The 25,187-nt window shown below is 57.8% G+C and carries 19 protein-coding genes and 4 pseudogenes; 9 read left to right on the top strand and 14 right to left on the bottom strand.

The window, feature by feature from the left end; translation table 11 throughout:
• Nucleotides 1–391: 391 nt before the first annotated feature.
• The 3 genes from QU481_RS09495 to QU481_RS09485 all read right to left on the bottom strand — a co-directional run bounded on the left by QU481_RS09495 (nt 392) and on the right by QU481_RS09485 (nt 2,127).
• Nucleotides 392–595, bottom strand: coding sequence for a cold-shock protein (locus tag QU481_RS09495; RefSeq protein WP_289829714.1), 204 nt, complete (start codon nt 593–595; stop codon nt 392–394).
• A 487-nt stretch (nt 596–1,082) separates the two neighbouring features.
• Nucleotides 1,083–1,559 (bottom strand): DNA-binding protein, encoded by a 477-nt coding sequence (locus QU481_RS09490; RefSeq protein WP_289829713.1) that lies wholly within the window; start codon nt 1,557–1,559, stop codon nt 1,083–1,085.
• Entirely contained in the window at nt 1,504–2,127 is a 624-nt protein-coding gene (locus QU481_RS09485; protein WP_289829712.1) for a MarR family transcriptional regulator, read from the bottom strand. The genes QU481_RS09490 and QU481_RS09485 overlap by 56 nt, the downstream gene beginning before the upstream one ends.
• 782 nt (nt 2,128–2,909) lie before the next feature.
• On the opposite strand from QU481_RS09485, the gene QU481_RS09480 reads away from it, so the two are divergent.
• Nucleotides 2,910–4,544: a mechanosensitive ion channel family protein gene (locus QU481_RS09480; protein WP_289829711.1), complete on the top strand. Its 1,635-nt coding sequence runs from the start codon at nt 2,910–2,912 to the stop codon at nt 4,542–4,544.
• A gap of 972 nt (nt 4,545–5,516) precedes the next feature.
• Here the strand turns inward: QU481_RS09480 and QU481_RS09475 are convergent.
• On the bottom strand, nt 5,517–5,831 hold the full coding sequence (locus tag QU481_RS09475) for an H-NS histone family protein (protein ID WP_289829710.1): 315 nt from the start codon (nt 5,829–5,831) through the stop codon (nt 5,517–5,519).
• A gap of 351 nt (nt 5,832–6,182) precedes the next feature.
• On the opposite strand from QU481_RS09475, the gene QU481_RS09470 reads away from it, so the two are divergent.
• Nucleotides 6,183–6,575, top strand: a complete 393-nt coding sequence (locus QU481_RS09470) for a hypothetical protein (protein ID WP_289829709.1) — start codon at nt 6,183–6,185, stop codon at nt 6,573–6,575.
• Nucleotides 6,576–6,713: 138 nt separating this feature from the next.
• Here the strand turns inward: QU481_RS09470 and QU481_RS09465 are convergent, their stop codons facing one another.
• Nucleotides 6,714–6,926 (bottom strand): hypothetical protein, encoded by a 213-nt coding sequence (locus QU481_RS09465; protein ID WP_289829708.1) that lies wholly within the window; start codon nt 6,924–6,926, stop codon nt 6,714–6,716.
• A 409-nt stretch (nt 6,927–7,335) separates the two neighbouring features.
• Between QU481_RS09465 and QU481_RS09460 the strand changes: the two genes are divergently transcribed.
• On the top strand, nt 7,336–8,589 hold the full coding sequence (locus tag QU481_RS09460) for a hypothetical protein (protein ID WP_289829707.1): 1,254 nt from the start codon (nt 7,336–7,338) through the stop codon (nt 8,587–8,589).
• Nucleotides 8,590–9,234: 645 nt separating this feature from the next.
• On the opposite strand, the gene QU481_RS09450 is transcribed toward QU481_RS09460, so the two are convergent.
• Nucleotides 9,235–9,450 carry an H-NS histone family protein gene (locus tag QU481_RS09450; protein ID WP_435382730.1) on the bottom strand — a complete coding sequence of 72 codons (216 nt, stop codon included), beginning with the start codon at nt 9,448–9,450 and terminating at the stop codon, nt 9,235–9,237.
• 252 nt (nt 9,451–9,702) lie between these two features.
• A pseudogene (locus QU481_RS09445) lies at nt 9,703–10,623 on the bottom strand (IS5 family transposase).
• Between the two features lie 1,127 nt (nt 10,624–11,750).
• On the opposite strand from QU481_RS09445, the gene QU481_RS09440 reads away from it, so the two are divergent.
• Both QU481_RS09440 and QU481_RS09435 read left to right on the top strand, forming a co-directional pair.
• Complete coding sequence (locus QU481_RS09440; protein ID WP_289829706.1) at nt 11,751–11,990, top strand: hypothetical protein; 240 nt, start codon at nt 11,751–11,753, stop codon at nt 11,988–11,990.
• Nucleotides 11,991–12,810: 820 nt separating this feature from the next.
• A complete protein-coding gene (locus QU481_RS09435) occupies nt 12,811–13,326 on the top strand; it encodes a hypothetical protein (protein ID WP_289829705.1) in 516 nt (171 codons plus the stop codon).
• Nucleotides 13,327–14,022: 696 nt separating this feature from the next.
• Here the strand turns inward: QU481_RS09435 and QU481_RS09430 are convergent.
• A complete protein-coding gene (locus tag QU481_RS09430; protein ID WP_289829704.1) occupies nt 14,023–14,322 on the bottom strand; it encodes a putative quinol monooxygenase in 300 nt (99 codons plus the stop codon).
• 678 nt (nt 14,323–15,000) lie between these two features.
• Between QU481_RS09430 and QU481_RS09425 the strand changes: the two genes are divergently transcribed.
• Nucleotides 15,001–15,273, top strand: coding sequence for a HigA family addiction module antitoxin (locus tag QU481_RS09425; RefSeq protein ID WP_289829703.1), 273 nt, complete (start codon nt 15,001–15,003; stop codon nt 15,271–15,273).
• Between the two features lie 385 nt (nt 15,274–15,658).
• Here QU481_RS09425 and QU481_RS09420 read toward each other — a convergent pair whose 3' ends face one another.
• The 4 genes from QU481_RS09420 to QU481_RS09405 all read right to left on the bottom strand — a co-directional run bounded on the left by QU481_RS09420 (nt 15,659) and on the right by QU481_RS09405 (nt 21,358).
• Nucleotides 15,659–18,520 (bottom strand): CHAT domain-containing tetratricopeptide repeat protein, encoded by a 2,862-nt coding sequence (locus QU481_RS09420; RefSeq protein WP_289829724.1) that lies wholly within the window; start codon nt 18,518–18,520, stop codon nt 15,659–15,661.
• A gap of 114 nt (nt 18,521–18,634) precedes the next feature.
• A complete protein-coding gene (locus QU481_RS09415) occupies nt 18,635–19,102 on the bottom strand; it encodes a hypothetical protein (RefSeq protein WP_289829702.1) in 468 nt (155 codons plus the stop codon).
• Between the two features lie 76 nt (nt 19,103–19,178).
• The gene (locus QU481_RS09410) at nt 19,179–20,726 is read right to left on the bottom strand and encodes a caspase family protein (protein WP_289829701.1); all 1,548 of its coding nucleotides are present in this window, start codon (nt 20,724–20,726) and stop codon (nt 19,179–19,181) included.
• Nucleotides 20,723–21,358 carry an OmpA family protein gene (locus QU481_RS09405; RefSeq protein ID WP_289829700.1) on the bottom strand — a complete coding sequence of 212 codons (636 nt, stop codon included), beginning with the start codon at nt 21,356–21,358 and terminating at the stop codon, nt 20,723–20,725. The genes QU481_RS09410 and QU481_RS09405 overlap by 4 nt, the downstream gene beginning before the upstream one ends.
• A 704-nt stretch (nt 21,359–22,062) precedes the next feature.
• Between QU481_RS09405 and QU481_RS09400 the strand changes: the two genes are divergently transcribed.
• Nucleotides 22,063–23,211 (top strand): Fic family protein, encoded by a 1,149-nt coding sequence (locus QU481_RS09400; RefSeq protein WP_289829699.1) that lies wholly within the window; start codon nt 22,063–22,065, stop codon nt 23,209–23,211.
• Between the two features lie 62 nt (nt 23,212–23,273).
• On the opposite strand, the pseudogene QU481_RS09395 reads toward QU481_RS09400, so the two are convergent.
• A pseudogene (locus tag QU481_RS09395) lies at nt 23,274–23,603 on the bottom strand (transposase); the annotation flags it as partial.
• Between QU481_RS09395 and QU481_RS09390 the strand changes: the two are divergent.
• A pseudogene (locus QU481_RS09390) lies at nt 23,598–23,828 on the top strand (IS110 family transposase); the annotation flags it as partial. The pseudogenes QU481_RS09395 and QU481_RS09390 sit on opposite strands and share 6 nt — an antisense overlap.
• Here QU481_RS09390 and QU481_RS09385 read toward each other — a convergent pair.
• Nucleotides 23,794–24,072, bottom strand: a pseudogene (locus QU481_RS09385) (integrase core domain-containing protein); the annotation flags it as partial. The pseudogenes QU481_RS09390 and QU481_RS09385 overlap by 35 nt on opposite strands.
• Nucleotides 24,073–24,530: 458 nt before the next feature.
• Between QU481_RS09385 and QU481_RS09380 the strand changes: the two are divergent.
• Nucleotides 24,531–25,115 carry a HigA family addiction module antitoxin gene (locus QU481_RS09380; protein WP_289829698.1) on the top strand — a complete coding sequence of 195 codons (585 nt, stop codon included), beginning with the start codon at nt 24,531–24,533 and terminating at the stop codon, nt 25,113–25,115.
• The last annotated feature ends 72 nt before the right edge of the window (nt 25,116–25,187 follow it).

The following is a 25,187-nucleotide window of genomic DNA, read 5'->3' as shown; positions in this document are numbered from 1 at the left end:
GCGCGGGCAGCCAAGAAACAACTGGACCCTACACAAACCGTACGTCGTCCTGCGCTGACATTTGAATTTGGCTGAAGGCACTGCTATGGGAGGTAGTGCAACAATCGGCGCCCGGCGTTACTGCATCGCACAAAGAATAGGTAACATAATGATGTCGGAAAACCACGGAAATCCGGCTTGAGTCTGCCGTGGCGGACGGGTCGGGCTGGGTTGTCGCGAGCGGGGCTCCCGCTGCCGGTAAGGACGCGGCCATTGCGACGGTGGGGCGAATCAGCGCTCGTCCTTGAGTGGGGGCGGGGCTGGGTGACCGGGCGTCTGCGCTCCCCAGTTCCGTTATGGAATAACAAAAACCCGGCCTGAGCCGGGTTTTTCCATGCGGACCTACCCCACCTTACAGCGGCTGGATGTTGGATGCCTGCTTGCCCTTCGGGCCGGTGGTGACGTCGAAGCTGACCTTCTGGCCTTCCTGCAGCGACTTGAAGCCGTTCGCGTTGATCGCGGAGAAGTGCGCGAACAGGTCCTCACCACCGCCGTCCGGGGTGATGAAGCCGAAACCTTTTGCGTCGTTGAACCACTTCACGGTACCGGTTGCCATTGCTGCTATTCCCTTTGCGTTGTGTCGTTGTGCATTGTCATGGCTGAGCCGCGGCTCAGTCTGATCAGTGTGCCGGGAAGTGTGCCGTCAGGCAATCCTCCTGTTAGCGGCCCGTCCCTGCAGCGCCGAAACGGCATTGAGTGCAAGGGGCGGAGTGGTAACCGTAATGGGGATGGCCGCTGCCAAAGGTATCCACCTTGTAAACCCGCAGAACAGGCGGGGTTGTGGTGCTGGAGAGGCGCAGTCGGCTGCTTCGAAGCGCTGCCGTCCCAGCGAGACCCACGGGGCGCGGTCGTGGAAGAGGGGCTGCTGTCGAGTGGGACACTGGGCGTGAGTGGCATGAGGCTGGGCCGGCTGGCGGCACTCGCCTGACACGGCGCCCGGTCTTGCCGCTGGCGGAGTCAAGCGGCGTTACGGCAGAGCATCCCGCGAGGTCTTCCCCATGAACCCGGTATCGACGCCGGGGTTGGCGGCAGGCAGGGTGGTGTCATGACGACGGGTTCACGTTGCACAGGCGCGACTCGGCAAGTCCCGGGTGTTCAGTGGCCAGCCAATGCCGGGTAGGCGCCATCAGCTTGGCGGCCTCATCGAGGCAGCTCGCCAGGGCCGCGTCGGACACCGGGTCGCCCTCATCGTCGTTGACGTTGCACTGCTGGCGCAGGGCATCCAGGACGATGACCGTCGGGGCCGGAATGCCCATCGTGTTGGGCAGGGTCTGGATGGCGGTTTGATGATGGCCGGGCTGGCTGGTCGCCGTGCGGTAGCCATGAGCCCACCGCGCCGCCATGGCGCATTGCATGAGGGTCTTGTCGGCAGCATCGAAGCGGTGGTCATCGCTCAACGCCGCCAGTCGGGCGTCGGTCAAATTGCGCGCGGCGGCGTGCAGCCGCTTGGCAATGCCAACCTGGTCAGGCGCCTGGCGTACCCGCTGGGGGATTGCCTGCCGATGGCCCAGCAGCGTCATTCCGCTTTCCGAATAACAGCAGGGTCGGGCGAGACAGGATGTCCCGCACAAAGGGTTCGCCTCTGGCCTGCCGCGCCTGCCATTCGGCCGAGCTATACACCACCGGGTTGATGTCGCGCCCCAGGGTTTCCTGGCAGCGATACAGTGCGGTCACCACCTCGGCAAAACTGGCCTGGCCAACCACCAGCACATCCACGTCCGAATGGGCCGTTTCCTCGCCGCGCGCAATCGAGCCGAAGACCAGGGCCAGTTCAATCTGGCCAGTCAGTGGGGCTAATGCTGCGCGCAGCACATCGGCGACGCCGCCCGTCTTGCGAAACAGGCTGGCCAGCTCGGCAAACACCGGGCAGGCACGGTTGGCTTGGTACAGCACCTGATTGCCCCGCTCGCTACGGGTCAGCAGACCGGCCTCGGCCAGCTTGGCCAACTCCCTATGCAGCGAGCCGGCACTGGTGCCGGTCAGGCGCGCCAGCTCGCGCACATGCAAGGCACTATCCGGATGCAGCAGCAGCCAGCCTAGCGCGCGCTGGCGCTGGAGGCCGAACAAGGTATCAAGCAAGTTCATCATGCAGCCTTTTTGGCTACGAATGTAGCTAATATGGCTACATTGCCCTGCGGCCATCCTAACTTCAAGCCACACTGCTTGGCGCCGGTTCACGATCTTTTGAATAGCGGAACGAGGAAGCCAAGGGGATGCACTGCAAGCGGGTATTGCGTTTCCGCTCGCAGTGCTGCTACAGGCGCCGGCAAGGCTCCAGCCAGGCGAATAAACATTCCCTCCAACGCTGCGGCCTCTCACCGCGAAGCGGTGCCGTTCACTGCGCTTGGCAGTGGGCTCCTCGGCGTCCGGCAGGGTTTCCACGTCATGGGCGAACGGCTTACCGACAACCTACCATTTGCGGTCGCGTGCTACGCCCAGGCGCTGCTGGTTTGCTGCGTGGGAACTGGCGTGCTGTGGGAGGCACCTAGGCAGCCCCCAGAACCGTGCACGCTTTACCTCACTTGCCGGAGTAGCGGGAAGGGGCTCTGGTTTGCTTCGGCATTAGGCTGGTTTTCGGCCAAATCGGACGTAGCTATGCAAAGTTGCCAGTATCCGCTTCCGGCCATCTTCAGTCATTCGCTCCCGTGCCTGGACGGACATTCAACCGACAGCTCCAACCCGATAGCGGACGCTATCGGGAAGCGAGTCGTCTCATCCACTTCGCAGGATCACGAAGGCTTTGCTAAAGAGGAATTGGGTCGCGTCATGGGCAGCACGAACATCGGCGCGTTGTTCTTCCGGCAAAGATAGGCCGAGCAGACGCCTTGTACGGCGGCACGATGACGGCTTCATTGGCAGGAGAGGGTGCAATGACTCTCAGGATTCTCGTTCTTGCGGTGTTGTTCATGATGCTGGCGGCTCCGCTTCAGGCTGCAAGTGAGGAGGTGCGCCCGGAAACGGCCCCCCTCCTTGAGTCGGTGCTGGAAACGGCCCCGGTCGAGATCGACGGTCAGCTCCTGTTCACAGTCCGAGGGGTTTCGTCGTTTCCCGCCGAGCAGCGCGCCGAGGCCATTAGGGGAAGAATCGAAAAGGTAGCGGCGAACCCCTCATTCCCGAGCAACGAGTTGAGCACTGAAGTTGTCGAGAACGTCACGATTATCATGGCCGGGGAAGCTACGTTGATGATCGTGAGCGAAGCGGATGCCCAGTTGGAACACACGAGCCGCGACCATCTCGCCACATTGCATCTGATGCGAATCCAACGGGCCATCGACGAATACCGGCAGTCCCGTAGAAGCGACGCCCTGTTCAAGGCGGGGCTGTATGGCGCAGGAGCCACGGCCCTGCTAGTGCTATGGATCGTAGTTCTGCTCGTGCTCAACCGGTGGTTGGACAAAGCGCTCTCCCGACTTCTGAAGAGTCGGGTCCACGCCGTCGGCATCCAGTCTTTTGAGATCCTCCGTTCCGAGACTATCTGGAAGGCATTTCATGGCCTGATGGTTGTGATTGGCGTCGCGACCATCATTGTGTCAGCGTATGCCTACCTGCATTACGTACTTGCGCTCTTTCCCTGGACCCGCTTCATCTCCAACGGCCTGTTCGCCCTCGCCGCTGGCGCGGTCGAGCACATGGGGAAATCCGTGGGCGCCAGTATCCCGGACATTCTCATTCTGGCCATCATCTACTATCTGTCCCGGTTTGTCCTGCGCCGGCTCCAGCGCTTCTTCGACGCGGTGGGGCAGAAGCGCGTCACCTTTGCCCAATTCGAGCCGGAATGGGCCCTTCCCACCTACAAGCTTGTTCGGATCCTGATCCTGGCCTTCGCGCTTGTCGTTGCGTACCCGTACATCCCCGGCTCCGAGTCCGCTGCTTTCAAAGGGATTTCGATCTTCATCGGCCTAGTGTTGTCGCTCGGCTCCTCGACTGCGATTTCGAATCTCATCGCCGGCTACCTGATGACGTATCGAAGGGTGTTCAAGGTCGGCGACCGGGTGAAGGTGGGGGACGTGACCGGCGAGGTAATCGCCATCCGCCTCCAAGTGACCCATCTGCGGACGATCAAGAACGAAGAGGTCACGATTCCCAATTCCCAGATCCTTAACGGCGAGGTCACAAACTTCAGCTCCATGGCCGGCACCCAGGGATTGATCCTCCATACCACGGTCGGAATCGGGTACGAGACCCCCTGGCGACAGGTGGAGGCGATGCTGCGCGCGGCCGCAGAGCGAACTTCGGGGGTGCTCAGTGAGCCGCAGCCGTTCATCCTGCTGATCAAGCTGGGGGATTTTGCGGTCACTTACGAACTGAATGTCTATATCCGTGACCCACATGTGATCGCCCAGACCTATGCAGACCTGCACCGGCACATCCTCGATCTCTTCAACGAGTACGGAGTGCAGATCATGACTCCTGCCTACGAGGGCGATCCTGACGTACCAAAGGTTGTGCCACGGGAGCAGTGGTATGCGGCACCGGCATCGCCCGGTCATAGGGAAGAACAATGACGACTCACCATCGCCCCATAACGGAGAACGCGGAGGACGGCGCGTCGTAGCGGTGCGCAGGCGCGAGAACGCAGATGTAACGAAGGTCAACCCGGCGCGGCGGATCAGCCCATGGTTTTCGGTGCGGGCAAAAGAGTGGCGTTTTCTGTCGAGTAACGAGACATGCGCGGATCCGTTCTGGCCAGCAGGTTTGCCCAGAATTGCTGTCCTACGGGAATGCCGCAGGAAAGGCCAACTTGGATCGTGTACGCCGCAAGGCGAAGCGTAAAGCTGCCGTTTTCCTCTTGTGTCCCGATCTACGTCCCGTACTCGATGCATTGCCGACGTATTCTAGTCCGTGCATCGCTGCCGGCTCTGGCCGACCAGCTGTCCGCGGTCTGGTGCACCAAGTGACTGCTCGACTTTGATACCTGACCTTGAATCTCATAAGGCTCGACCGGCAGCAGTGGGGCGGAAGCGGACGTAAACAAGGAGAAAGACCATCGTCTGCTTAGGCCGACCTGCTGCCCCTGAGCAGTCACTCTCTGCGACTGCTCCACTCAAATACCTGCCGTTGAACCAACGCTGCCTTGAACGGCCGGAGTGGGTCGGGTGCTGTCACGCGTCGTTGAGGAAAGCAGTCATTCAGCCCTTGCCTAACGCCACCGACAGCTACCCAACAGATTGCTGACGTTGCGCAGCGAACCTCTCTGCAGCAGTTTTGGCCGAAGAACCGCCGCTTGGGTAGACTGTTTGGCGCCTTCAATCGAGTGATGGGACGAAACAAGACAGCCATCCCCGAAACCATGGGTCTGATTTGCTGAAATCCGGTCTGTTCGCCTTTATCCATCACGGACAAAGGAATGGCGAATGGAATCGGTCGGCGAGATCGACCGAGGGGAGGGCATTGCGGCAGGGGCCTGGTCAGACACCTCACCCGCGGTTGAAACAACAACGCCCCGCAAGGCGGGGCGTGTCAGCGTCACTGCGCGATCATTTGGTGATTTCCAGGCTTTCCAGCGTCTTGCCACTGTCCAGGTATTCCTGCACCCACACCGGCTTGCGGCCGCGGCCACTCCAGGTTTGTTCCGGGTTGGCCGGATTGGCGTATTTGGCTTCGACCGGCTTGCGGGCCGTGCCACTTACCTTGGCGAGCACTTCTTCCACCGACAGGCCGTAAGTCTTGGCCAGTTCGCGGATCTGCTGCATGGCCTTGGTTTTTTCTTGACCCTGAATTTCGTGGATCCGTTGTTCGACCTGCTTTTTCAGATCGAGCAGTTCGGGATAAGACAGGGTAGCAATGTTCATGTCCAAATTCTCCTTGGGAAGGACTGAGATACGGAGGTCGTTGAAGTGGCCTGCTTTCAACGAGAATGATTTTATAGCGGCATTAGCAATGAGTGTCCAGACCCGATGGGGATTCTTAACACTCGGCAGCAAGAAGGTTTTATTCGCGGCGCTAAGCACTGAATGGCACCGTTCGAATTCAGCCGGAGTGAGGTACGAGTATGCCAAACGGTTTTTGTGACGAAGCCGTGAGAGAGCACAACTCTGGTCGTTTATGCACCATTCGCGTGCACCTATGCAAAGGGGGCGAGCCTCTGGTGAGGCGACGGTTGAGGCAACAACCATGATCGGCCAGCCATCCCATGATAAGGAATGCTTGGCACTGGTTTTGCTTACCAATACAGGCGGGTGCGTGCCTTTATGTCGACCTCGGCTGCAAGCTTGGCTGCGGCGCTGATTTGGGTAAGGAGGACGATGATGGATCTTGATTTGAACATTGTGGGAATTCTTGCCGGCCTGTTCATCGGGCTGATGTGTCTGTTGCTTTTGTCATTAGCGTTTCGGCGCTCATTAATCGAAACGTGGTGGTTTCTCACTTGGAAGCCGTTTAGCCACTTGGTGGTGGAGATGGCCAAGTGGCATGCTGAGCATGGCGTACCATTTGACAGTGGTGAGATCGATAAGCTTTATGCCAGGATTAGGCAGGCACAGGATGCAGAGGCTGAATGCACAACCATCCGGAGAGAACTTCAATTGCTGAAGTAAGCGCAGTGGGAAACTCGAAACCCTGATTTTCAGCAAAAATTGTCTCGTAAGTGGTTGATTATGTTAAATCGCCTTTTTGAAAAAGGAGGTTTTTCGAAGTGCCTCAGTCTCTCAAAAAAGATGGTCAACCACTGGCTATTAACTCGGCCCACCCTGGTTGGTAATGATCAGGTTGAGGCGCGTGCGCTTGGCTGGTAAGAGCACCAGTACCGGCATCTGACCACGAGGCGTATCGCCACGGGGAAGGTGTGCCGCGCCGCTGGTGGCAGTCGTGTTGGCCCAACTGATTTCGGCACCCTCATCCTTTTCAACCGCCAACGTCGATCCGATACCCATTTTCGGCTCCTTCATGGGTCCGATCCCGGCAGCCGGCCCAGGGCGGTTCAACGCTGGCAAGGGTCGTGCTTCAGCAAGGGTTTGGGTCAACCGTCCGGGTAAGCAATGCTCCCACTGCCACCCCTTTCCACCATCCCTGACGCCCGGCGCGGCGAAGGACGGATGTATGATCTCCTCCCTGTTTTGTTGTGTTGCATCCTGGGGTGGCCGCTGGCGCGGATAGTGTCCAGCAAGGCTAAAATAGGGGGTCACTCAATGAGAAATCAAGGGGCCAGTCAATGGCGCCCACTAGGCCATGGCATCGAATCGCAAACAACCACATAAAACCATTTCCCGTTGGCAGCTCCTTGAACTCATCGGATTCGGCCAAGAGCGGGGGCTGGAAGGGTCGCAAATTCGCCAGATCCTGGCGAGCGAATATGGCGTGAATCCGGACTACACCTCGCGCTTGCTGGTCGAGTTCGCACAAAAAGGCTACGTGACCAGCCAACCGGCTCCGCAGCCGCAAGGGGCGAAAGGCGGTCGCAACCGCAAGGTGTACATTCGGACCGACAAAGCCAATGATTTGGCGGATAAACCGATTCCCCGCGCGGCGGCCTTGGTGGCGAAGTTAAGTCCCTCCGTTCCGGAGCCTCAGGAGGCGACCCCTATCCCGCTGAGCCAGGCGGAGGACCTGGTCACCCTACCGGTCGACCAGCCGGTGCAACAGGAAATCCCGGTCATGGAGGGCGCGCCACCCCTGCGCCAAGAAACGACAGCGGCGCCGGAGGCAACGCGCCGTCGCGGTCGCCGCCCCCGCGCGGAGGCCGCCGCGAGCGAGACGCCTCCCCAACAATCCCTGCCTTACCCCACGGCGGAGCTCGACGCTGCTCATGAGGGCAGGGCGGAGCTGACCCTGTCCGCCGCATCCACACCGGCGCCCGCTCAAGCCCTACCACCCGATGCGGCCGTCCTGTCCACACCGGCCGACGCCGCGCCGACCAGCAGTGCACCGCCCCTCACCCCCGCTACGCTGGTGATCGAGGCGGCCCCGAGTGTCCCATCGGCGGTACCCGATGCCCTGACGTCGGCGATGGACCAGTTCTCTGACCTGCTGCTGTTACAGGTTGCGCAGAAACTGGGCAGCTTCGTCGCGAATCAGATGGCACCGCTGGAACACGACACCAATGAGTTGTGCGCCCAGGTCGACGCCATCCGCACCCGACTGGACGCCATGACCCAGCAGCTCAGCGCCGCGTTCACGGCGCCGGTAGCGGCGCCACACCGTGAGCGCCCCAGCGCGACTGGCCAAGGGCGTGGCAAGCTAGGCAAGCAGCCTCCCTCGAGCCAGGCCGAGCGCAACGCCAACTCCCAGAAGACCATGCCTGGCCCGCGCAAATTGAGAGCCCTGTTGATCGGCGTGCCCGGCGAGCAGGAACAGGCCCTTCGCGAACGTTTTGGCGCTCGCTACGATTTGCTGTTTCTCGGCGCCGATGCGCGTTTTGGGAAAGTCCGCGCCATCAAGCACCAGAACGATATCGTCCTCGGTCTGGAAGAGACCTGCAGCCCGGCGATCAAGGATGCGCTCAAGGGGCACCCGCACAAGGCGATCTTGCCGCACCCCGCGCAGTTGATGGATGAGCTGGAGGAGTATTTCCAGCTGCACCAAGAGCAGTCACAGAGCGGGTCAACTGACTGAATCCTTCAGGGATGACCGTGGTGGGGGAGTCGTTCGCGCAGGGTGTACGTGACTTGCTGGGTGAGCAGGGGCGCAGCGAACGGCACTCTCACAAAGTCATGCCTCAGCGTTGGATCGCTGAGCGTCGTTTTGGCGGGGTAGAGAAGAACAGAAGGCGGTGGAAGAACTGCACGCGCACACTCACGATCAGTGTGCAGTTCGACCAGCGGGCCTTTTGGGCTCTGCTGCCCAGGAGATCGTAAACAGGCTCTTAGCGAATGACTAGAAAAGTGGTGCGATCAGCGGGAGGGCGACGAGGGCAACGCTCGGCAGTATTCCGTCGGCGATCTGGTCGACCGCAGCCCGGACGCGGTAGACGGGCTGACCCTCCGGACTCGCGGTTGCAAGGGGGAGTTAGTCGGGAAGACCGGCCGGGGGGAGAGTATTGCGGCAGGGGTCTGGCCAGACACCCCATCCGCTGCTGAAATAACACGCCGCCGCAAGGCGGGGCGTGTCAGAGCCGGTTTACGATCTGCTGCACGCGGGTGATCCTGCGTTGAAATGGCGCTCAACATGCTTATCTACTCGATAAGTCCATTCCGTTGTCTTGCGCCATTGCCCCTTCGTTCGCGAGATCGTAAATAGGTACTTTGCGTCACTGCGCGATCATTTGGTGATTTCCAGGCTTTCCAGCGTCTTGCCACTGTCCAGGTATTCCTGCACCCACACCGGCTTGCGACCGCGGCCGCTCCAGGTTTGTTCCGGGTTGGTCGGGTTGTCGTATTTAGCCTCGACCGGTTTGCGGGCCGCGCCACCGACCTTGGCGAGAACTTCTTCCACCGACAGGCCGTAAGTCTTGGCCAGTTCGCGGATCTGCTGCATGGCCTTGGTTTTTTCCTGGGACTGAAGCTCGCTAATCCGTTGTTCAACCTGCTTTTACAGGTCGAGCAGTTCGGGATAAGCCAGGGCAGCAATGTCCATGACCAAACTCTCCTTGGGCAAGGCTGAGATGCGGATGGCGTTGAAGGGCTCGCTTTCAACGTGGATGATTTTATAGCGGCATTAGCAGCGAGTGTCGAGAGATTTTATCGCACAAATCCGGTAAAGGTCGGGTTTCCCAAACCCCAGACGCACTTATCCCACACGCACCATTTGCAGTGTGCCCAAGGCGGTAAAACGGTGCAGAATTGCTGCGCAGATTTGAAGGTCGGCCACTTGCCAATCACCGTCACGCGACGTGACTCGATCCGCTAGGAGTTTGAAACAATACATCTTCGTTTCGACGCGACTCTGGCGCGGATAGCCATGCCATTTTTCCAGAGCGTTCTCCCCAGATATTCCACTGAGCGTAGTGCTTCATTACGAGCCAGGTTGCCCGGTGTCTTCCCTGTCCAGAATTGGCCATGCCGACGCGGAGGAATGATGGCGGACACCTCTTGTGCCGCAATGGTCGCGTGACATAAACGTGTGTCGTATATCCCGTCAGTTGTGACCGTAGCCAACTCCTCCATGTCCGGAATCTGCGATAACCATTCAGGTAACATCGTGGCATCGCCCGTACAATTGTCGGTGATTGCCGTCACGCAAATCGCCAGGATTTCCCCAAGTGCTGCTTGTGCCATTAGCGGCGATAGACAGCCCCATGCTTTTTCACCTGCCACTCGCCATCACCGATCATCTTGATGCCGGTGCGGTCCACCAACAGAGGTAAACAACCCTGTTGTTGCATTAACGGGATGCGAACCCGCAAGACTTTCTGACGGCGGGGAAGGGTGCTGAATCCTGGAATCTTTCAATTGAGAGCGGCCAGGCGTTGCAGGTTTTCCATCATGCTGATGGTTTATCGAAGCGCAAGCCAAAGTGGCAATTGATAATACGGCAGAACTGAATGACAGCATCCGAGTAGACTGGCTGTCGATCCCGCTTGTCTGTTGCTGGCGCAAACCAGATTATGTCCTTGTCGAGCCAGACGAGCAACTGTCCTCCCTGATTGAGGGATTAATTGTAGGTATGCCAGTCGGTGGCCTGGTACTTGGGTGGGCGGGGCTGGCTCATGCGGTCATTTTGCCTGCGGAGCAAGTCCGTCGATTGGTGCAATCTCGCCCGCGCGAGGCTTATTGGTTATCAAACAAACCATGCCATGGCGGAAATCCCCAGGATGTTGCCCGTGCTTTCAACATGACGGAGAAAAAAACTGCAGGGATGCTTATGCTCAATATCGCTTAATTCGAAACATCAACGATCGAAACCCTTGAATTGAGCATAACAGCTTTCAGCGGCAAGGGGGTTGCCAAAATAGGTGCGGTTATATTGGCAATCGTGGTTGCCATTATGTAGTGGCGATCTCTTAAAACGGCTGAGCGAAGAGGAGCGGCGGGGGAGGGGGCGAAATAGACAGAGGGGGCTAAGCGGCGATTTTTTGACTAGAGAGCGGTCAAATATGGATGGAACGGATCAAAATATATAATATTAAAATTTATAATTACATTCATTATAATTAGCACTATGCCCTGTCATAGTGCTGACGGTCAAGCCGGAACCTCGAGCTCATCTTCGCACCCGCTGCATCCAGCCATTTTTGCCTGGAGAGCGGTCTGATTCTATGGAACGGATCAAAATATATAATATTAAAATTTATAATTATATTCATTGTAATTAGCACTATGCCTTGTCACAGGATGACGGTCAAGCCGAAACCTCGAGCTCACCTTTTCCCCCGCTGCATCCAGCTGTTTTGAGCCCACCACCCCTGGTGGGTAACCCTCCTCCACTATGTCGGTTCGATCGCCGCTTGTAGCCCTGTTGCAGGCCCGGCATAGGGGATGTCTTCTGGCTTGGGTCTAGGTCACCCCTCCAGTCCGGCCGGAGGAGCGGGGCAAAACTGGGGGTTCAGGGCGAGGAACGGATCAAAATATGTAATATTAAAATTTATAATTACAATAATTTATAATTAGCAAGACCCGTGCCACATTAATATTTCTATTTTGCATGGATTTTTTGTGGCATTTCGACCACTCAATAGTGGCGATCCATGGGTAGCGGCGTGAAATTCTGATGGCTTAGGCCGCGCCCTGTATTTATTAAATGTCTGGCGTTATTCCTCTGTTCGAGCATCTCATTTTGCTATTGGTCCGGCGGTGGTGGGATGATTTAATGGAGCCTCAATGTGAGAGGATCTGGACATGAAATTTTCCGAACTGGCTATTTTGGCCCCCATTGTGGCGTTAATCTATTGCATTGGCCTGGTTGTTTTTAACATGATCCATGCTGTGCTGTTGTTGATTTCTGCCGGGTTGGGTGCGCCATTCTGGATTGCCGGTCATTTTTTTCATTTCGCGGGGTTGGAACCCGTTTCTTCCATTTTGCTGATGCTGCTGATCATTCGAGTGGTTTTAACAGTGAGGGAGTATTTGTATAAGTAGTGTTGCATCGGGGGGCGAGGTGGTGGCTGCAGCTCCCTGCGTGGTCTGTTTTATTCAGCGGCGGATTGTGGCTTTACCCAACCATTTTATTGACTGGATGAAAATGCTCATTACGCGATTTGCTACGGACCTATTGCTAGGCGAGGGGGCGGCCGCGGTTTGTGTGTTATCGGAAAGCGAGTTGGAGAAATTGAATCCAGGGTATGGTCGATATGGCAATAGAATTGATCGTAATTTTAGAGCTTTGTTTCTCGTCGATCCGATCAGTCTAGCTAATGCCTTCGTTCACAATGCAGGGGGGCGTACGACTTATTTATTGATAGATTGTGGCTTGATATTAAGTTGGATGACTGTCCCATTGAAAATAATGTGCTCAGCATGGCGTGGCGGTGCTATGGGGCTATTGTATTAATTGCTCATGTTGATGAGGGGGGTGATGGTGTAATGGTGTGACGAATTATACCAATGAGTCATTCATTAAGGAGAGCGGGTGGTCGCCATTTTTGTGGTGGGAGTACCAATGGTATTGGTGATGGCAATTCATCGATTTGCTTCGTTCCGCTGACTGCTCTTGTGTTTAGGGCAAAGCAATGAATGGCTGGCGAAAATTTTCAATCACTGGCGCTCTTGGCGTTTGAAAACCTGATCTGTCATTCTGAAAGCTATCTGGGCTGGGGTGGGGATGGTTTTTACTAAATGAAACAGTAAAAGGAAATTCACCTCAGTAAAAGGAAATTCATCTCAAAAAATCGGAAATCTCTCTTTGTTTGATGGTCCAGATGGATAGAATGGCAGGGTGCATTCGATAAAGGAGACGAACATGAGAAGCCGGGCTGAGCGTAACCAGCTAGAAGTCATTAAAGCCAGAAGGCAGGAATTGATTTGCCGAAGCGCCAGAATTCGCGCAGGCGCCAAGAATGGTTTTGAATGGCATAACCCTGACGATGAAGCCGAGCACCGGCGACTCACGGAGGAGCTGAGTCATTATTGTACCGCCATAAAGGGGCGTGTTTTTTGCGGTAGGGAAACGGTTTGGATGGCGAATGCCATGTTGGCGTTTAGTGTCTACCTCTTCATGGCCTATAGGGCTGTGGTTGGTTATTTTTTCTCGATGAGACTGGGTGGATGGTCGTACGATTTCGATGATCAAAGCCGGATCTACACCATGCTGTCGGGGCACCTGGTGGTGCCCGTGCTGGAAAACCCGGTATTCCTGGTGTGGGGGGCAACCGTGCTGTGCTATCTGAGTCTGGCATGGAAAGGGTTGCGCGGTGATTGCCAAATTTTTGCCATTATTTTGGCGCTCATTGGCTACCTGCACCATCTGGGCTATTAGGGTTTTAGCTGCCCGGCGTAGGGTGAGGTCCCCTGTTGACTCTGGTGCAGGGTGATTTAAAGGGGGCCTGAATTCATACAAGAACGGATGAAAATATTTAGCACGATACTCTGTCACCGCTTAGCGCTGCTCAGGGGTAAGCGACGATTTCGGCGTCGTCAGCGTTGCCATCCGTCCAGCGGAAACATACGCGCCACTGGTCATTGATGCGGAGGCGGTGCTATCCGGCCCGGTCTCCCTTGAGTGTCTCGAGACGATCGGCCGGCGGGATGCGGAGGTAGCCAGTTCGTGAGCCGCATTGAGCATCCTGAGCTTCATACGTGTTGGCGCTCTCTGGACATTGACCCGGGCCTGATTGGGCCGAGGTCTGCCGATGGGCTGCTGCACCGGAAAGCGGTCATTCATCCTGAAGCCGGAAGGTCAATGTCTTTGGCCGAGCAGCGGTCAATTGGGCGGGGGCTGCCTTGCAGCTTTCAAACCAATCTCGGCGTGAGATGGGAAATTGTCTACGGATCCCGAGCACTTCACCCCAGATCACCCAGCATCTGGGCGAAGTGGCGGAGCTGCCCGAGTAGGCCACGCTGCACGCGCTGCGCCTGGAGGCGCGCAGTACCGCCCGGGCCAGCCGGCTGATCGAGTTTCTGCGCGAATGGTTCGCCGCCCCGAGCTGGGAACGGCCGCCGGCGTGAGCCAGGTTCAGCCCGCCGCGTCCACCGCATAGAGCAGCTCGACCTTGACCGGTTCGGCCAGGCTGTCGGCCACACGGGTCCGATAGGTCTGGTAATGGGCGGAGGTGCGGTGCGCCTCCAGCGCCGCGTCGGACGCATAGGCTTCGAACACGGTAAGCACATGCGGATCATGCGCCGATTCGAGCAGATCGTAGCGCAGGCAGCCGGACTCCTGGCGGCTGGCCGGCACCATGTCGTGCATCGCGGCGCGCACGGTCGCCAGCCCGGCCGGGGTGCAATGGATGGTGGCGATCACATACAGGCTCATGGGGTGTTCCTCGCTGAAGGGAAAATGGCAACGGGCCGCCCGAGGCAGCTCCTATTCGGCCAAGATTCGCGTTACTGCAGGCCGCTATCGTCCGGTACGGGACACGAACCGTACTGCAAGCCTACCCCTGATGGGCGGCCACCGCATCCATCACCCGCGCCGAGTACACCAGGTGAAGCCTACTTCAACCGGTGGAGTGAGTCTAAATGCAGGCGATGCGTTAACTGGCCACGGTGCAGGTGAAGACTGGCCCGCTTCGCCCCCTTATTCTGGTTCTAGCCAAAGTGGAAGTTTCCGCCTCTCAAGGCGAGGCTTGCTCGAAAGCGATGAGGCAGACACCGTCTAGATGACAGTTCTTCGGCCGAAGAGGTCTTCCCCCCATCTGCCTTGAGCGTCCGTTCAGGGCCACATTCCGCCCTTTACCCTTGCGCCAGCCGAAGGACGGCTTTCTGACTTGGGGAACGCTCACTTTCGACCCTCAGCTGCCGGTCACCCTCTCACCGGAGCAACGACAAGTAGTTGAGTCAAGCAGCCTTTGAGCTATCCTTGCCGCCTATAAGCCTGACTTGCGCCGCTCACTCCATTCCAACGCTGTTCGTTCGAGATGTTCGAGAAAAACCGCCGCAACCGGAGAAAGCCTTTTGCCGCGTGGATAAAGAGTGAACCACCGGGATTGGAGTGGAAAACCGTCCACATTTAGAATGGTCAGTTGATCGTCCGCTGGACGCGCAGGAAGAGCAGTTTCTCGTTCCGTTGGGCCTCAGCCAGAACGCGTTGGTGCGCGCCATGCATGTGCCGCCGCGCCGGATCAACGAGATCGTCCACGGCCAGCGTGCCATTACCGCGGACACGGCCCTGCGGCTGTCCCGCGTGCTCGGTACCACCGCGCCATTCTGGATGGCACTGCAGACCGACTACGACCTGGAGGTCGCCGCTAGCGCGGCAGACTAGGCTGAGCTGACCGCCGCTGGCGGCCTAGCCGGCCATCGCCATCAATTAAAATCGCCCGCCATCGCGGGCGTTGTCACGCATGTTGGACTATCGGATCAGCGGTCGCGGTAGGGACGGGCAGCGGCCTTTTGTAGACTGGTATCCAGTTCAGCATGGTGCTGACGACTATGCGCCGTACGGCGAGATCGCGCGCCTCCACGGCTTGGCACACCTTGGGGCTGGGTGCATGCACGCCGCCATTAGGGCCATGCCTGAGACCGATGCTCCCGAGTTCAAACACCGCTGGACCAGGCATCGCTTGTCCACTGGATCATACTCGTGCCGCCCATTTGAGCGTACCCGCACCGCTTGTAGCGGCAGAAGACCGGTCAGAAGTTGCTGTCCTCTAATCACCCACATAAACAAAGGGGGCCCAGAAGAACGGATGCGCACGGGACATAGCTTGTCCGCCGCTGAGAAACTGGCTTTGTTTCAACTCGCGACGCGCGGCCTCGATGGCACTGGTAGGGCTAGATCCAGATTTCAACTTACTGAACGTGGCCACCATTAACTCCTGAGTGGCCTGGCTCTCGACACTCCAGTGACTGACCAACAGCCCCTGCGCACCGGCGTACATAAAAGCGCGTGCCAATCCGGCAAAGCCTTCACCGCTATGCGCAGCATCATGCTCACCCGCCGTATTGCAGGCGGACAGAACAACCAGCTCAGCGTTAAGGTTGAGGTTTTCCACTACTTCATGCATGGTCAGCAAGCCATCCTCACCGTGCAGATTCCCGGTTAGAGACAATAGCAACGCTGGCTCCGGGCGAACCTTGTTCGCCGACGACGCATCTTCTCCCATCGCCTCTTTGAGCATAACGAACTCCCCGCCCAGCAAGCCGTGTGTCGCAAAATGCAGATAACGCGTGCTGGTCAGGTCGAGATGCTTCAGGGTGTATTCCTGAGCATTGCCTTCCAGGTAAAGCGTATTCCTATCCCCCAGTATGTTGGCGATACCCTGCGCTTCCACTGCCGTTTCAGGTAGGCGCGGAATCTTGAGGCCCACCTTGGATTTGCCATAATTGCGGGCAATACTCTGCCCCAGTAGGCTGCCAGGGGAGCTCGGCTCGGATTGCTCGAAAACGGGATCGGCAAAGGAGACTAACTGCTGCGCATACTGCACCCGGGGCTTGCGGTATTGCCGCATGGAGACCAGTGCCGACAAGCTGGGCAGGTAGGCGATCTGGAAGCGATCTGCCAGGTAATGGAGGCCGGCGTATTCTCCCAATAGGGGGGACTGCTGCCTAGCAGCGGCAAACTGCTGCTGATCCTGCTCGGTCCACTGTGTGACCAGCATTTCCAAGGGAAGCGTATGCAAGGGGCCATCGCCGATTGACAGCAAACGGGTACCTGGCTTCAAAAAGCCTTCCAGTGGCTGGAACAATTGCTGATAAGCACTATGGAGCAGCGCCGGGTTCAGTGCCTTCAGGCTACCCAGTGAGTCGGCCGCATTCTCCTCTGGAGCGCGCAGAGCAGTAACCAGCGCGGCCACTTTGTCGCGACCCAGTGGCAGCCTAATCAGGTGAAAGGAATCCGGGGTGGTGACGAAGGCCAGCGTTTCCTTGTCCATCAGGAAATAGGTGAGCAGCGCTTCGCCACGTCGCAGCACATGCTGCTGCAAGTCCTTGATGTTGACAGGCTTTGGCTCGGCCATGTCCATGAAACGAGGGAATTGCTGCCACAATTGCTGGCTGACCACGGTCAATTGCTGCTGTGTTTGGCGAATATCGTCGTCCAGGCTCTTGCGATTGGCATTAATCCGTTGCTGTATCTGCTGATCCTTGCTGACGTCATTCGCATCGGATGAGGTCTCACCCACACTCTCATTGAAAGCGCCGGTGTTGGTCCTTTCCCTGCGCAGTTCTGCCAGCTGGTTTTGCAGCTGTTGCTGTTGCTTATGCAGGATTTGGAAAGCACGGTCATTGCTCAGCTTGGCGACGTCGGCCTGCTTCAATAATTCGCTGAACAGCCGACTTTGGGTGCGAGAAATGACTTCCAATATCTGTCGGTCGTAACCAGCCTCCGGGTGCTGGGCATGCAATCGCAGCAAGACCTGGATGGTTTCCACAAAGTTGGTGTTGAAGTGGGCGACAAAGCTTTCCCGGACGCTTTCCTCCAGGCCACGGGTCTGGGCAAACTGCTTATCGATAGCGTCCAGTGTCAGCTGATAGACTTTGAGCGCCTCCTCCAGGCGGCCACGATGAGCCAGGAAGCGACCGTACAGCAGGCCATCCTGGCTGAGGGCGTTGAGTGCATTCAGCCTGGAGAGCTGCTCTACGCCGGGTCGATACAGGCTCTCTGCCTCTGCATCCTGACCACTTTGTTCCAGTGCTCTGGCTAGGTTCACTCCGCTGCGGGCAGTCAGTGGATGATAGGGGCCTAACACTGCCTCAGCCATCTGTCTGGCTTGGCGCAGCGTGGAAACCGCTTCCTGGTTGCGCTTCTCGCGCAAGTAAAGCATTCCGAGAGCGGAAAGGATCTGAATACTGGTATTGGCGTCTTTTGCGCCCTGCAGCTGTCGATAACCCGCTAACGCCGACTGATACAGGTTTTCTGCTTCTCCGGTCTTACCCAGCCCTTCCTGGCACTGTCCACGCAAAAAGAGGCTGTGCGCCCTGGCTTTGGCGACCCATTCCGGGCCAGAACCGTTGTCATGCGGGTCGACCGGTTCTGCGGCCACTTTCAGGGCATCGGCCTTGTCCAGTACCGCCAGGGCCTCGTTATCCTGGCGGAGGATATGCAGCACGGACGCTTGAAGATCATACAACTGCAGCATGGACACACGATCCGGTGCGTAGGCTTGCTGGCGGCGCAGCCCCTCGGCTATCAGGCTTTGCGCTTCCTGATAGCGCCCCTCCTGAATCATCAGCTTGGCGAGGTGCTTGAGCACGCCAATCGGTTGCCGGTTGTTGACGCCATGCTTGCGCTCGACCAAGGGGAGGGCCTGGCGCAACACCACTTCGGCCTCTACCCATTTACCGCGCCCGACCAGCACTGCCCCCAGGTTGCGGTAGCCATCACCGAGGTGATCGGTGCCAAGGCTGATCGCCACCCGGTCACGAGCAATGGTTTCTGCCGTCGCGAAATCCTCAATCAGCATGCTCTGCGTGACCTGCGCGCCCATTGCGGACACCTGCATACCCAAACCATTGCCGCCATTGGCATACGGGCTAATCGCCAGCATCAGGCATAAGCTGGACAGCAGCATGGGCAAGCGGCCGCGCCTGGATAGGAAGGACCAATCCTTAGGGGCGGTCGGGAGGGTGGAGCCGGGTAAGGTCTGGCAGTGGGGCGGGGTCACGAGCATCATGCGGCAATCAGGTCAGGGTTTCTTGGTCAGAATCACGCGGTTGATCACCGCATTGCCATTGCTGTCCTTGAAGTAGAACAAGGTGGCGTTGTAGCGCTTGGCCTGGGCATTCACCATCGCCTCTTTTGCTTCTCCCACCATGGTGTACAAGATGGGCAGCAGGGCGAACAACGCACGCTGGTTTAGCTGGGCGGGCTCCGGCACCTCCTGCAGTGCCATCTGGCCATTTTCCCCGATGATTGATAGCCATCGGTCCAGGCGTGGCGACATATTGGTCAGCGCAACACGGCCGGGCATGGTGATTTCCAGCGAGTCTGGCTGTTTGCTCAACTCGTTGTACAGGCGTCCGTCAAACAGCTTGGAATCCAGGAACATGATGCTTTGACTGGGAGCCGTCACCGCCGTCACCGGAGTGGGTACCGACTCGGCTAGGCATAGCGGGCTGATGGCCAGCAACGAGATGAGCAGGGCGTTTTTCATAGGAAGGCTCCATAAGCTAAAAACAGGACGGCCGTCTGCGAAGACGGCCAGCACGGATGGCAAAGGGTGAGAGGGACTACTCAACTTCCTGCAGATTGAGCAGAGACGAGGCAAAAGCGTCCGAACAACGCTTGCTGACTTGCAGATTGCGCAAGGTGGCACTGCATTCGCCATTGCGACCGTTGTCGGAAGTCGCCAGCACTTGCTGCAGCAGCGAACGGCCTTGCATGTCCAACAGGGTTTGCATGAAAGGCCCCACCGCCTCGGCCTTGAGCTGTTTCAGCTGCCGGGGGGAATCCGTCACCATCACCAGCAGACTGTCGCGCCCCACAGGCCCGCCCGCATCAATTTGCCACGCTTTACGTGGCAACTGCACCGTTTGCCCGGCCTTGATGGCATTGTCACTGTCCAGCCGGTTGGGATAGAGCAGATAAAGGCTCTTGCTGTCAGAACCCGCCAGGGCAATGTAAAGATAGCCATCCTGTGGAGAGGTAATCGACATGGCGAGCTTGTCCTGACCGATCTTCAACTGGGAGGCCTTCAGCTCCACCTTGAGTTCACGCCCACCATCCCGCTGGGCATGAATCTGCTCCAGAATGTCCGCCGGGCTGGCCTGGCGAAGGGGCCGGCTGTTCGCTTCCGTCTCCCCGTGCGTGGGGGTGCTATCCGACGGCGCGACAAAGGCGCTCTTGATCCAGGCAGGGACAAACTGCTTATTGCCCCCTATTGTCATGTGCTGGCCCAGTACGCCTGGCTGGTTGGCAAGATTGTTGTCCAATTTTGCCTGCGCGCATTGCGTGATCTCGTCGACGGTGATGGCACCACTGCCATCCAGATCCTTGGCTTCGCCTTGCAGGCAGTCACGCCATGCCGTCGTGGCCAAGCCGCCACTCTGGGAGTTATCGAACGACACCTCATCCGACTTGCTGGCGGCAATATGGACAATGTTCTGCGGTAACCCGCCCTGGTCCTTCAGCACGGAGTTGAGCGAGCGAGTCTTGAAATTGCTGGGATCAAAGCACAGGGTAGGGGCCGTGGCGGAGGTAAACTTTGGCGTGAGCACCATGTTATTGAAGGTCAACGCTCTTGTTTTCATCGGCGTAGCCACGACGCCCCCCGAAAAACAGGCATCGTAAAAGACCATCATCTTGTCGGTTTTCTTCGCCAGCGGCTCCAGCAATTTTCCGATCTCACGGTTGCTCAGCACATTCCCATCGCTGGCTACCAGCCCCTCGGTACAAATCCCATCGGGGTTGGTGGGCTCATGCCAGCGCGTACCATGGCCAGAGTAGTACACAAACAGTCGGTCCCCGTTGTGCAGACGCTGATTCAGCTGCTGAATGGCCTGTTTGATGTGCTCGGAAGTGGCTTCGTCATCACGCAGATAGCGGATGTTGTCATCCGGTATCCCCATGCTGTTGGCCATTTGTCTGGCACTCACCATATCGTGCTGTACACCCTGCAGCGAAGGGATGCTGCTTTTGCTGTAATGGCCGACGCCGATAATCAGCGCATAGCGACTATTGCTCGTGGCCGGGGCATCTGCGGCAAAGACGGCGGTAGAACATAGTGCACCGGCGAGCAGCGCCGGGAAGAAGCAGGATCTCATCACGCGCCCTTTCATTGATTTGCGATATCCAGATTCACGATGCGGACCCGGCGATTTTCAGCGGCAAAGGGGTCTTCCCGATTTGCTGGTTCATCAGCACCTTTGCCGATGGCGCGCAGTTGTTGCGAACTCACCCCCTGAGCAATGAGGACGTTCTTCACGGCATTCGCTCTTTGCTGAGACAGCTTGCGGTTGTGGGCAGGCAAACCTTTGGCATCGGTATGGCCTTCAATCAGGAAGTGGAAAGAACGCAAATCGTCGGAACGCAGTGCAGTAGCCAAGCGGGCTAACGCCTGTTGGCTACTGCTGCTGACCTGGGCGGAATTCGACTCGAACTGAATGGCCAGCGACAAGCTGGGCACCGCTGTATCGCTGACTACTGGGTGTTCCGGCAGGCTTGGCGCAGCGTTGCTAGTGTTGGCTGTTGTTGGGGTGTCAAGCGAACTACCCGCATCGATAGCCGTCGGCTGCTGGCTGCTAGCTGGGTTGGCTAGCAAATTACGCAGACTGCGGGTTTTGATCGGTTTTAATGAATCAATCATGGACTGGGTGTCCGGCAGATCTTCTGCCCAAGCCTTTCCTTGGCTGAGATAACACAGCATTACCAATGCCAGCGTGGCTACTTGCTTATTATTAAAAATATTCATTTAACATTAAATTTTAATTGATGCGATGCAATGTCATCGCAGTTGATATGCCTAATTATCTATAACTATTTCTAACAAGTTATTTCCATTTCATTTGCCATTCACTATGGCTCAACTCGTTGATGCTAATCAACTGAAAAGTCAGTTTTTAACGATGATTTGGCTGAGTTATTGGAAAATCGTGGTATATGGAATACGGCCTAATGAATGGTTAGACTGGCTGGTATTTTAGTCAGTAACAAAACCTACTTGATGCCATAGGCGTAGAACTCCATCTGGCAGGCATGAGTCGGAAAGTCATCAGCTAGAAACTCTGAAAATCCTTACAGACCCGCTTACCTTTCCAGTTCCTGGTGATGGGTAACGCGTTTGATGAAGAGCTGAGGACGACGCTTCCACCATGCCTTCATCACCTGAATCGGCGTGCGGTGTCGGAGCGCCCTGTGTCCCGCGCGCCTTAGCGAATGACCAGCAACTCCCGCCAGTGCGTGGTTGAGGTAGCCTGATTTCAGCGGACAGTCCCGATTGTTACTATTTAACACTCGGGAATGTGAGATGAAGGCCAAACAGCGGAGGTGGTCAGTAGCCTCCGGAGCCTCAAGTGAGGCGGCCACGCCGCTACGGTATGAAAGACTTCTTTCATTGTGGCGACAAGTATTAAAGCATGCTTTAATATGATATCAGGCAATCAAAGCACACTTTAAATGACCCGTACTACTGGCACCTACGCAACTTCGACGACTCTGGGTGAATCAGTGCGAGCATTCGTGCCCCACCCGCTGCCACCTGCTAATCCAGCCTTGCCCCCTGCCGTTTTCGTTGATCTCAACCGACAAGCGGAATTGGCGCTGGCGCGGTTGGCCGGGGTGTCCGGGCTAGTGCCGTCGGTGGACTGGCTGCTGTACAGCGCCATCCGCAAGGAAGCCTTGCTGACCTCCCAGATCGAAGGCACCCAGGCAACGCTGACAGACCTGTTTGATGAGGAGGCGGGCTTCAAGGTCAGCAATACCGAAGACGTGGAGGAGGTAACCAATTACCTGCGCGCATTCCGCTGGGTTCAGGAGCAACTCCGGGACCCCAAGGGTCTGCCCATCAGCATACGTCTGCTTTGCGAGGCCCATCGCCTGCTGCTGGATAGTGCGCGAGGTGCCGGCAAACAACCCGGAGAGCTGCGCCACTCTCAGAACTGGATCGGTGGTACGCGGCCGGGCAATGCCGTCTTTGTGCCCCCACCACCGGAGCGTGTTGCAGAATTACTTGCGGACGTGGAGCGGTTCATCCATGACATCGCAACGGATTTGCCGCCGCTGGTCAAAGTGGCGCTAATCCACGCGCAGTTTGAAATCATCCATCCCTTCCTCGACGGCAACGGGCGTATTGGCCGCCTACTGATCGCAGCATTGTTCGAGCACTGGGGATTGCTGTCGGAACCCTTGATGTACCTGAGCGGCTACCTGAAGCAGCATCAAACGGAGTACTACCGCCGATTATCGACCATCCGTACTGAAGGCGACTGGGAGTCGTGGGTATCCTTCTTTCTGGAGGGGGTGGCGACGGCAGCCGCTGACGCGGAAAAAAGCATCATCGAAGTAGCGAGCCTTGTCGCGGCCGACCGCAGGCGGCTGCTGCAATCCCCCAAAGCGGGCCCAGCCAGCTACCGCCTGTTCGAAATGCTGCCCATGATGCCCCGCTTCTCCGTTGAGCGTGTTCGGCAGCAGTTGGACACCAGTTTCCCGACGGCCAATGCGGCCGTGAAGGTCTTGGAAGAGCTGGGCATCGTGACTGAAATGACAGGTCAGAAGAAGAATCGCAGTTACAGCTACCAAGCGTATGTTGAACTGCTGAGTCGCTGACTTGGCTTTGGGGGTACCGGCAAGCCCGCAGCAACCCGTGCCAGGGCTATTAGGGAGCGACGCCGTGCAGGGATCGCCACCGTCAGGCTCGCCTGGCGGCGGCTGAGGGTACTGAAATCGGGGACTGGCCAGTCGAGCTGCATCAGCCGGAGCAGGCTTTCGACGAAACCTGTCGTCTGTCGTAGGGGCAGTCCGAACAGCACTTTGACACTCAAGCAAAACTGGATCGCGGCATCACTGAACGTCGGCCGTCGGCCGCGCTTGCCAGTTGGTGCGCCGTGCCAGTTCATGCCCTGGTCCAGCCAGATCGACAGCGAAGCTCGCGCCTTGAAGGCGGCATTGTAGGAAGGCCAGTTGGTCGTTCTGTACTTGGCTGGGGCAGGCTTGCTCATGCCGTCATGCTACCCGAAGCAGGAGCAGCGCCGATTTGTGCAAAGCCGGTCAAATCGCCCGAGCAGCAAGCCATGTCGGCACTGCACCGATTGCGCGAAGCGCGGATTGCCGAACGGGTCCGAACCGGCAATCAGATTCACGCCCTGCTGCTGGAGTTCGGTATTGCCTTGCCGGTGGGTGGTCGGGGAGTCAAGCAAGTGCCGGTGCTGCTGCAGGATCCTTCATGGACTGAATCGGTGTCCGATGTTGGAGCGCCAGTTGCGGCAGATGCTGGTTATAGAGCCCTACGTAGCGCTCCAACGTATCGGTCAAATCCTTGCCGGATTCGAAGTGGTGCGTGGCCAGCACATCGCTAATCCGGCCGTTGAAGCGCTCGACCATCCCTTTGGTCTGCGGGTGACGCGGCTTGGTTAGCCGATGCTCGATGCCCAGCGTAATGCATAACCGGTCAAACTCATGCTCGCCGCTGGCCTGTTTCTGCCGGTTGAACAGCAGGTTGCGGAAGGAAGCCATCCACAGTTTCTGTGGAAAAACCCCTCCGTCATCACGGAAAACCCAAGCCCCGTCAGCCTTCGCCGGCGTTGCGCAATAAATAAGCACCACTCCACCGTGGTGGCGGTGGCCAGATGTCGGCCTGGCGGTTCCACGTCGGACAATGGGAACCCGGTCGACCTGCTCCCCCCTCGGCTAGCCAGCCGGTCTCAGGCCGACCCTAAACCGGTTGGCCATCGCCTTGCCGCTTGGCAGGAGGGCGTGGATGCACTGGATGGCTGCTTGCTAGGTAGCCCTCAATACCGCGGCGGTTTTCGCGGCTTCGTAAAGGAACGGGCACACCGTGAATCGTGTGCCCAGTAAAGCCGTTCCAGCACCGCGCCATCATCTATGACGCATTGCGTTATATGTCGTTAGGCGTTATAGTTTGAGCCATGGCGATTCAGGACTTTAACGATAAAGAAACGGCAAAGATTTGGTCAGGGACGATGTCCCTTCGCCTTCCCGCCGACATCCAGCGCAAAGCGCGCATGAAGCTCAGGATGCTCAATGCGGCGCACGAACTGGCTGACCTCCGTATCCCGCCGGCCAATCGCCTCGAGGCGCTCAAGGGAGATCGGGCCGGACAGCACAGCATCCGCTCAATGACCAATGGCGCGTGTGTTTCCGCTGGAGAGACGGCAACGCTTACGACGTGGAAATCGTCGATGACCACTGAAGCAGAGGAACAGACCATGGACAAGCTACCGAACATTCACCCGGGCGAGGTGCTCAACGAAGAGTTTCTCGTTCCGTTGCGCCTCAGCCAGAACGCGTTGGCGCGCGCCATGCATGTGCCGCCGCGCCGGATCAACGAGATCGTCCACGGCCAGCGCGCCATCACCGCGGACACGGCCCTGCGGCTGTCCCGCGTGCTCGGCACCACCGCGCAATTCTGGATGGCACTGCAGACCGACTACGACCTGGAGGTCGCCGCCAGCGCGACCGATTTGACTGAGCTGATCCCGCTGGCGGCCTAGCCGGCCATCGCCAGCCATGGACAACGCCCGAAACCGCGGGCGTTGTCACGCTACGCGCGGTACGCGGCGAGC

The sequence above is a fragment of the Crenobacter oryzisoli genome, assembly GCF_030385785.1.
Classification (GTDB): Bacteria; Pseudomonadota; Gammaproteobacteria; order Burkholderiales; family Chromobacteriaceae; genus Crenobacter_A; species Crenobacter_A oryzisoli.
This window is presented reverse-complemented; position numbering and strand designations above follow the sequence as displayed.

Excerpts from the sequence above, each read along its gene's own strand:
- QU481_RS09495 (WP_289829714.1), bottom strand. The coding sequence starts at position 595 with ATGGCAACCGGTACCGTGAAGTGGTTCAACGACGCAAAAGGTTTCGGC.
- QU481_RS09490 (WP_289829713.1), bottom strand. The coding sequence starts at position 1,559 with ATGACGCTGCTGGGCCATCGGCAGGCAATCCCCCAGCGGGTACGCCAG.
- QU481_RS09485 (WP_289829712.1), bottom strand. The coding sequence starts at position 2,127 with ATGATGAACTTGCTTGATACCTTGTTCGGCCTCCAGCGCCAGCGCGCG.
- QU481_RS09480 (WP_289829711.1), top strand. The coding sequence starts at position 2,910 with ATGACTCTCAGGATTCTCGTTCTTGCGGTGTTGTTCATGATGCTGGCG.
- QU481_RS09475 (WP_289829710.1), bottom strand. The coding sequence starts at position 5,831 with ATGAACATTGCTACCCTGTCTTATCCCGAACTGCTCGATCTGAAAAAG.
- QU481_RS09470 (WP_289829709.1), top strand. The coding sequence starts at position 6,183 with ATGCTTGGCACTGGTTTTGCTTACCAATACAGGCGGGTGCGTGCCTTT.
- QU481_RS09465 (WP_289829708.1), bottom strand. The coding sequence starts at position 6,926 with ATGAAGGAGCCGAAAATGGGTATCGGATCGACGTTGGCGGTTGAAAAG.
- QU481_RS09450 (WP_435382730.1), bottom strand. The coding sequence starts at position 9,450 with ATGCAGCAGATCCGCGAACTGGCCAAGACTTACGGCCTGTCGGTGGAA.
- QU481_RS09440 (WP_289829706.1), top strand. The coding sequence starts at position 11,751 with ATGAAATTTTCCGAACTGGCTATTTTGGCCCCCATTGTGGCGTTAATC.
- QU481_RS09435 (WP_289829705.1), top strand. The coding sequence starts at position 12,811 with ATGAGAAGCCGGGCTGAGCGTAACCAGCTAGAAGTCATTAAAGCCAGA.
- QU481_RS09430 (WP_289829704.1), bottom strand. The coding sequence starts at position 14,322 with ATGAGCCTGTATGTGATCGCCACCATCCATTGCACCCCGGCCGGGCTG.
- QU481_RS09420 (WP_289829724.1), bottom strand. The coding sequence starts at position 18,520 with ATGCTGCTGTCCAGCTTATGCCTGATGCTGGCGATTAGCCCGTATGCC.
- QU481_RS09415 (WP_289829702.1), bottom strand. The coding sequence starts at position 19,102 with ATGAAAAACGCCCTGCTCATCTCGTTGCTGGCCATCAGCCCGCTATGC.
- QU481_RS09410 (WP_289829701.1), bottom strand. The coding sequence starts at position 20,726 with ATGAAAGGGCGCGTGATGAGATCCTGCTTCTTCCCGGCGCTGCTCGCC.
- QU481_RS09405 (WP_289829700.1), bottom strand. The coding sequence starts at position 21,358 with ATGAATATTTTTAATAATAAGCAAGTAGCCACGCTGGCATTGGTAATG.
- QU481_RS09400 (WP_289829699.1), top strand. The coding sequence starts at position 22,063 with ATGACCCGTACTACTGGCACCTACGCAACTTCGACGACTCTGGGTGAA.
- QU481_RS09380 (WP_289829698.1), top strand. The coding sequence starts at position 24,531 with ATGGCGATTCAGGACTTTAACGATAAAGAAACGGCAAAGATTTGGTCA.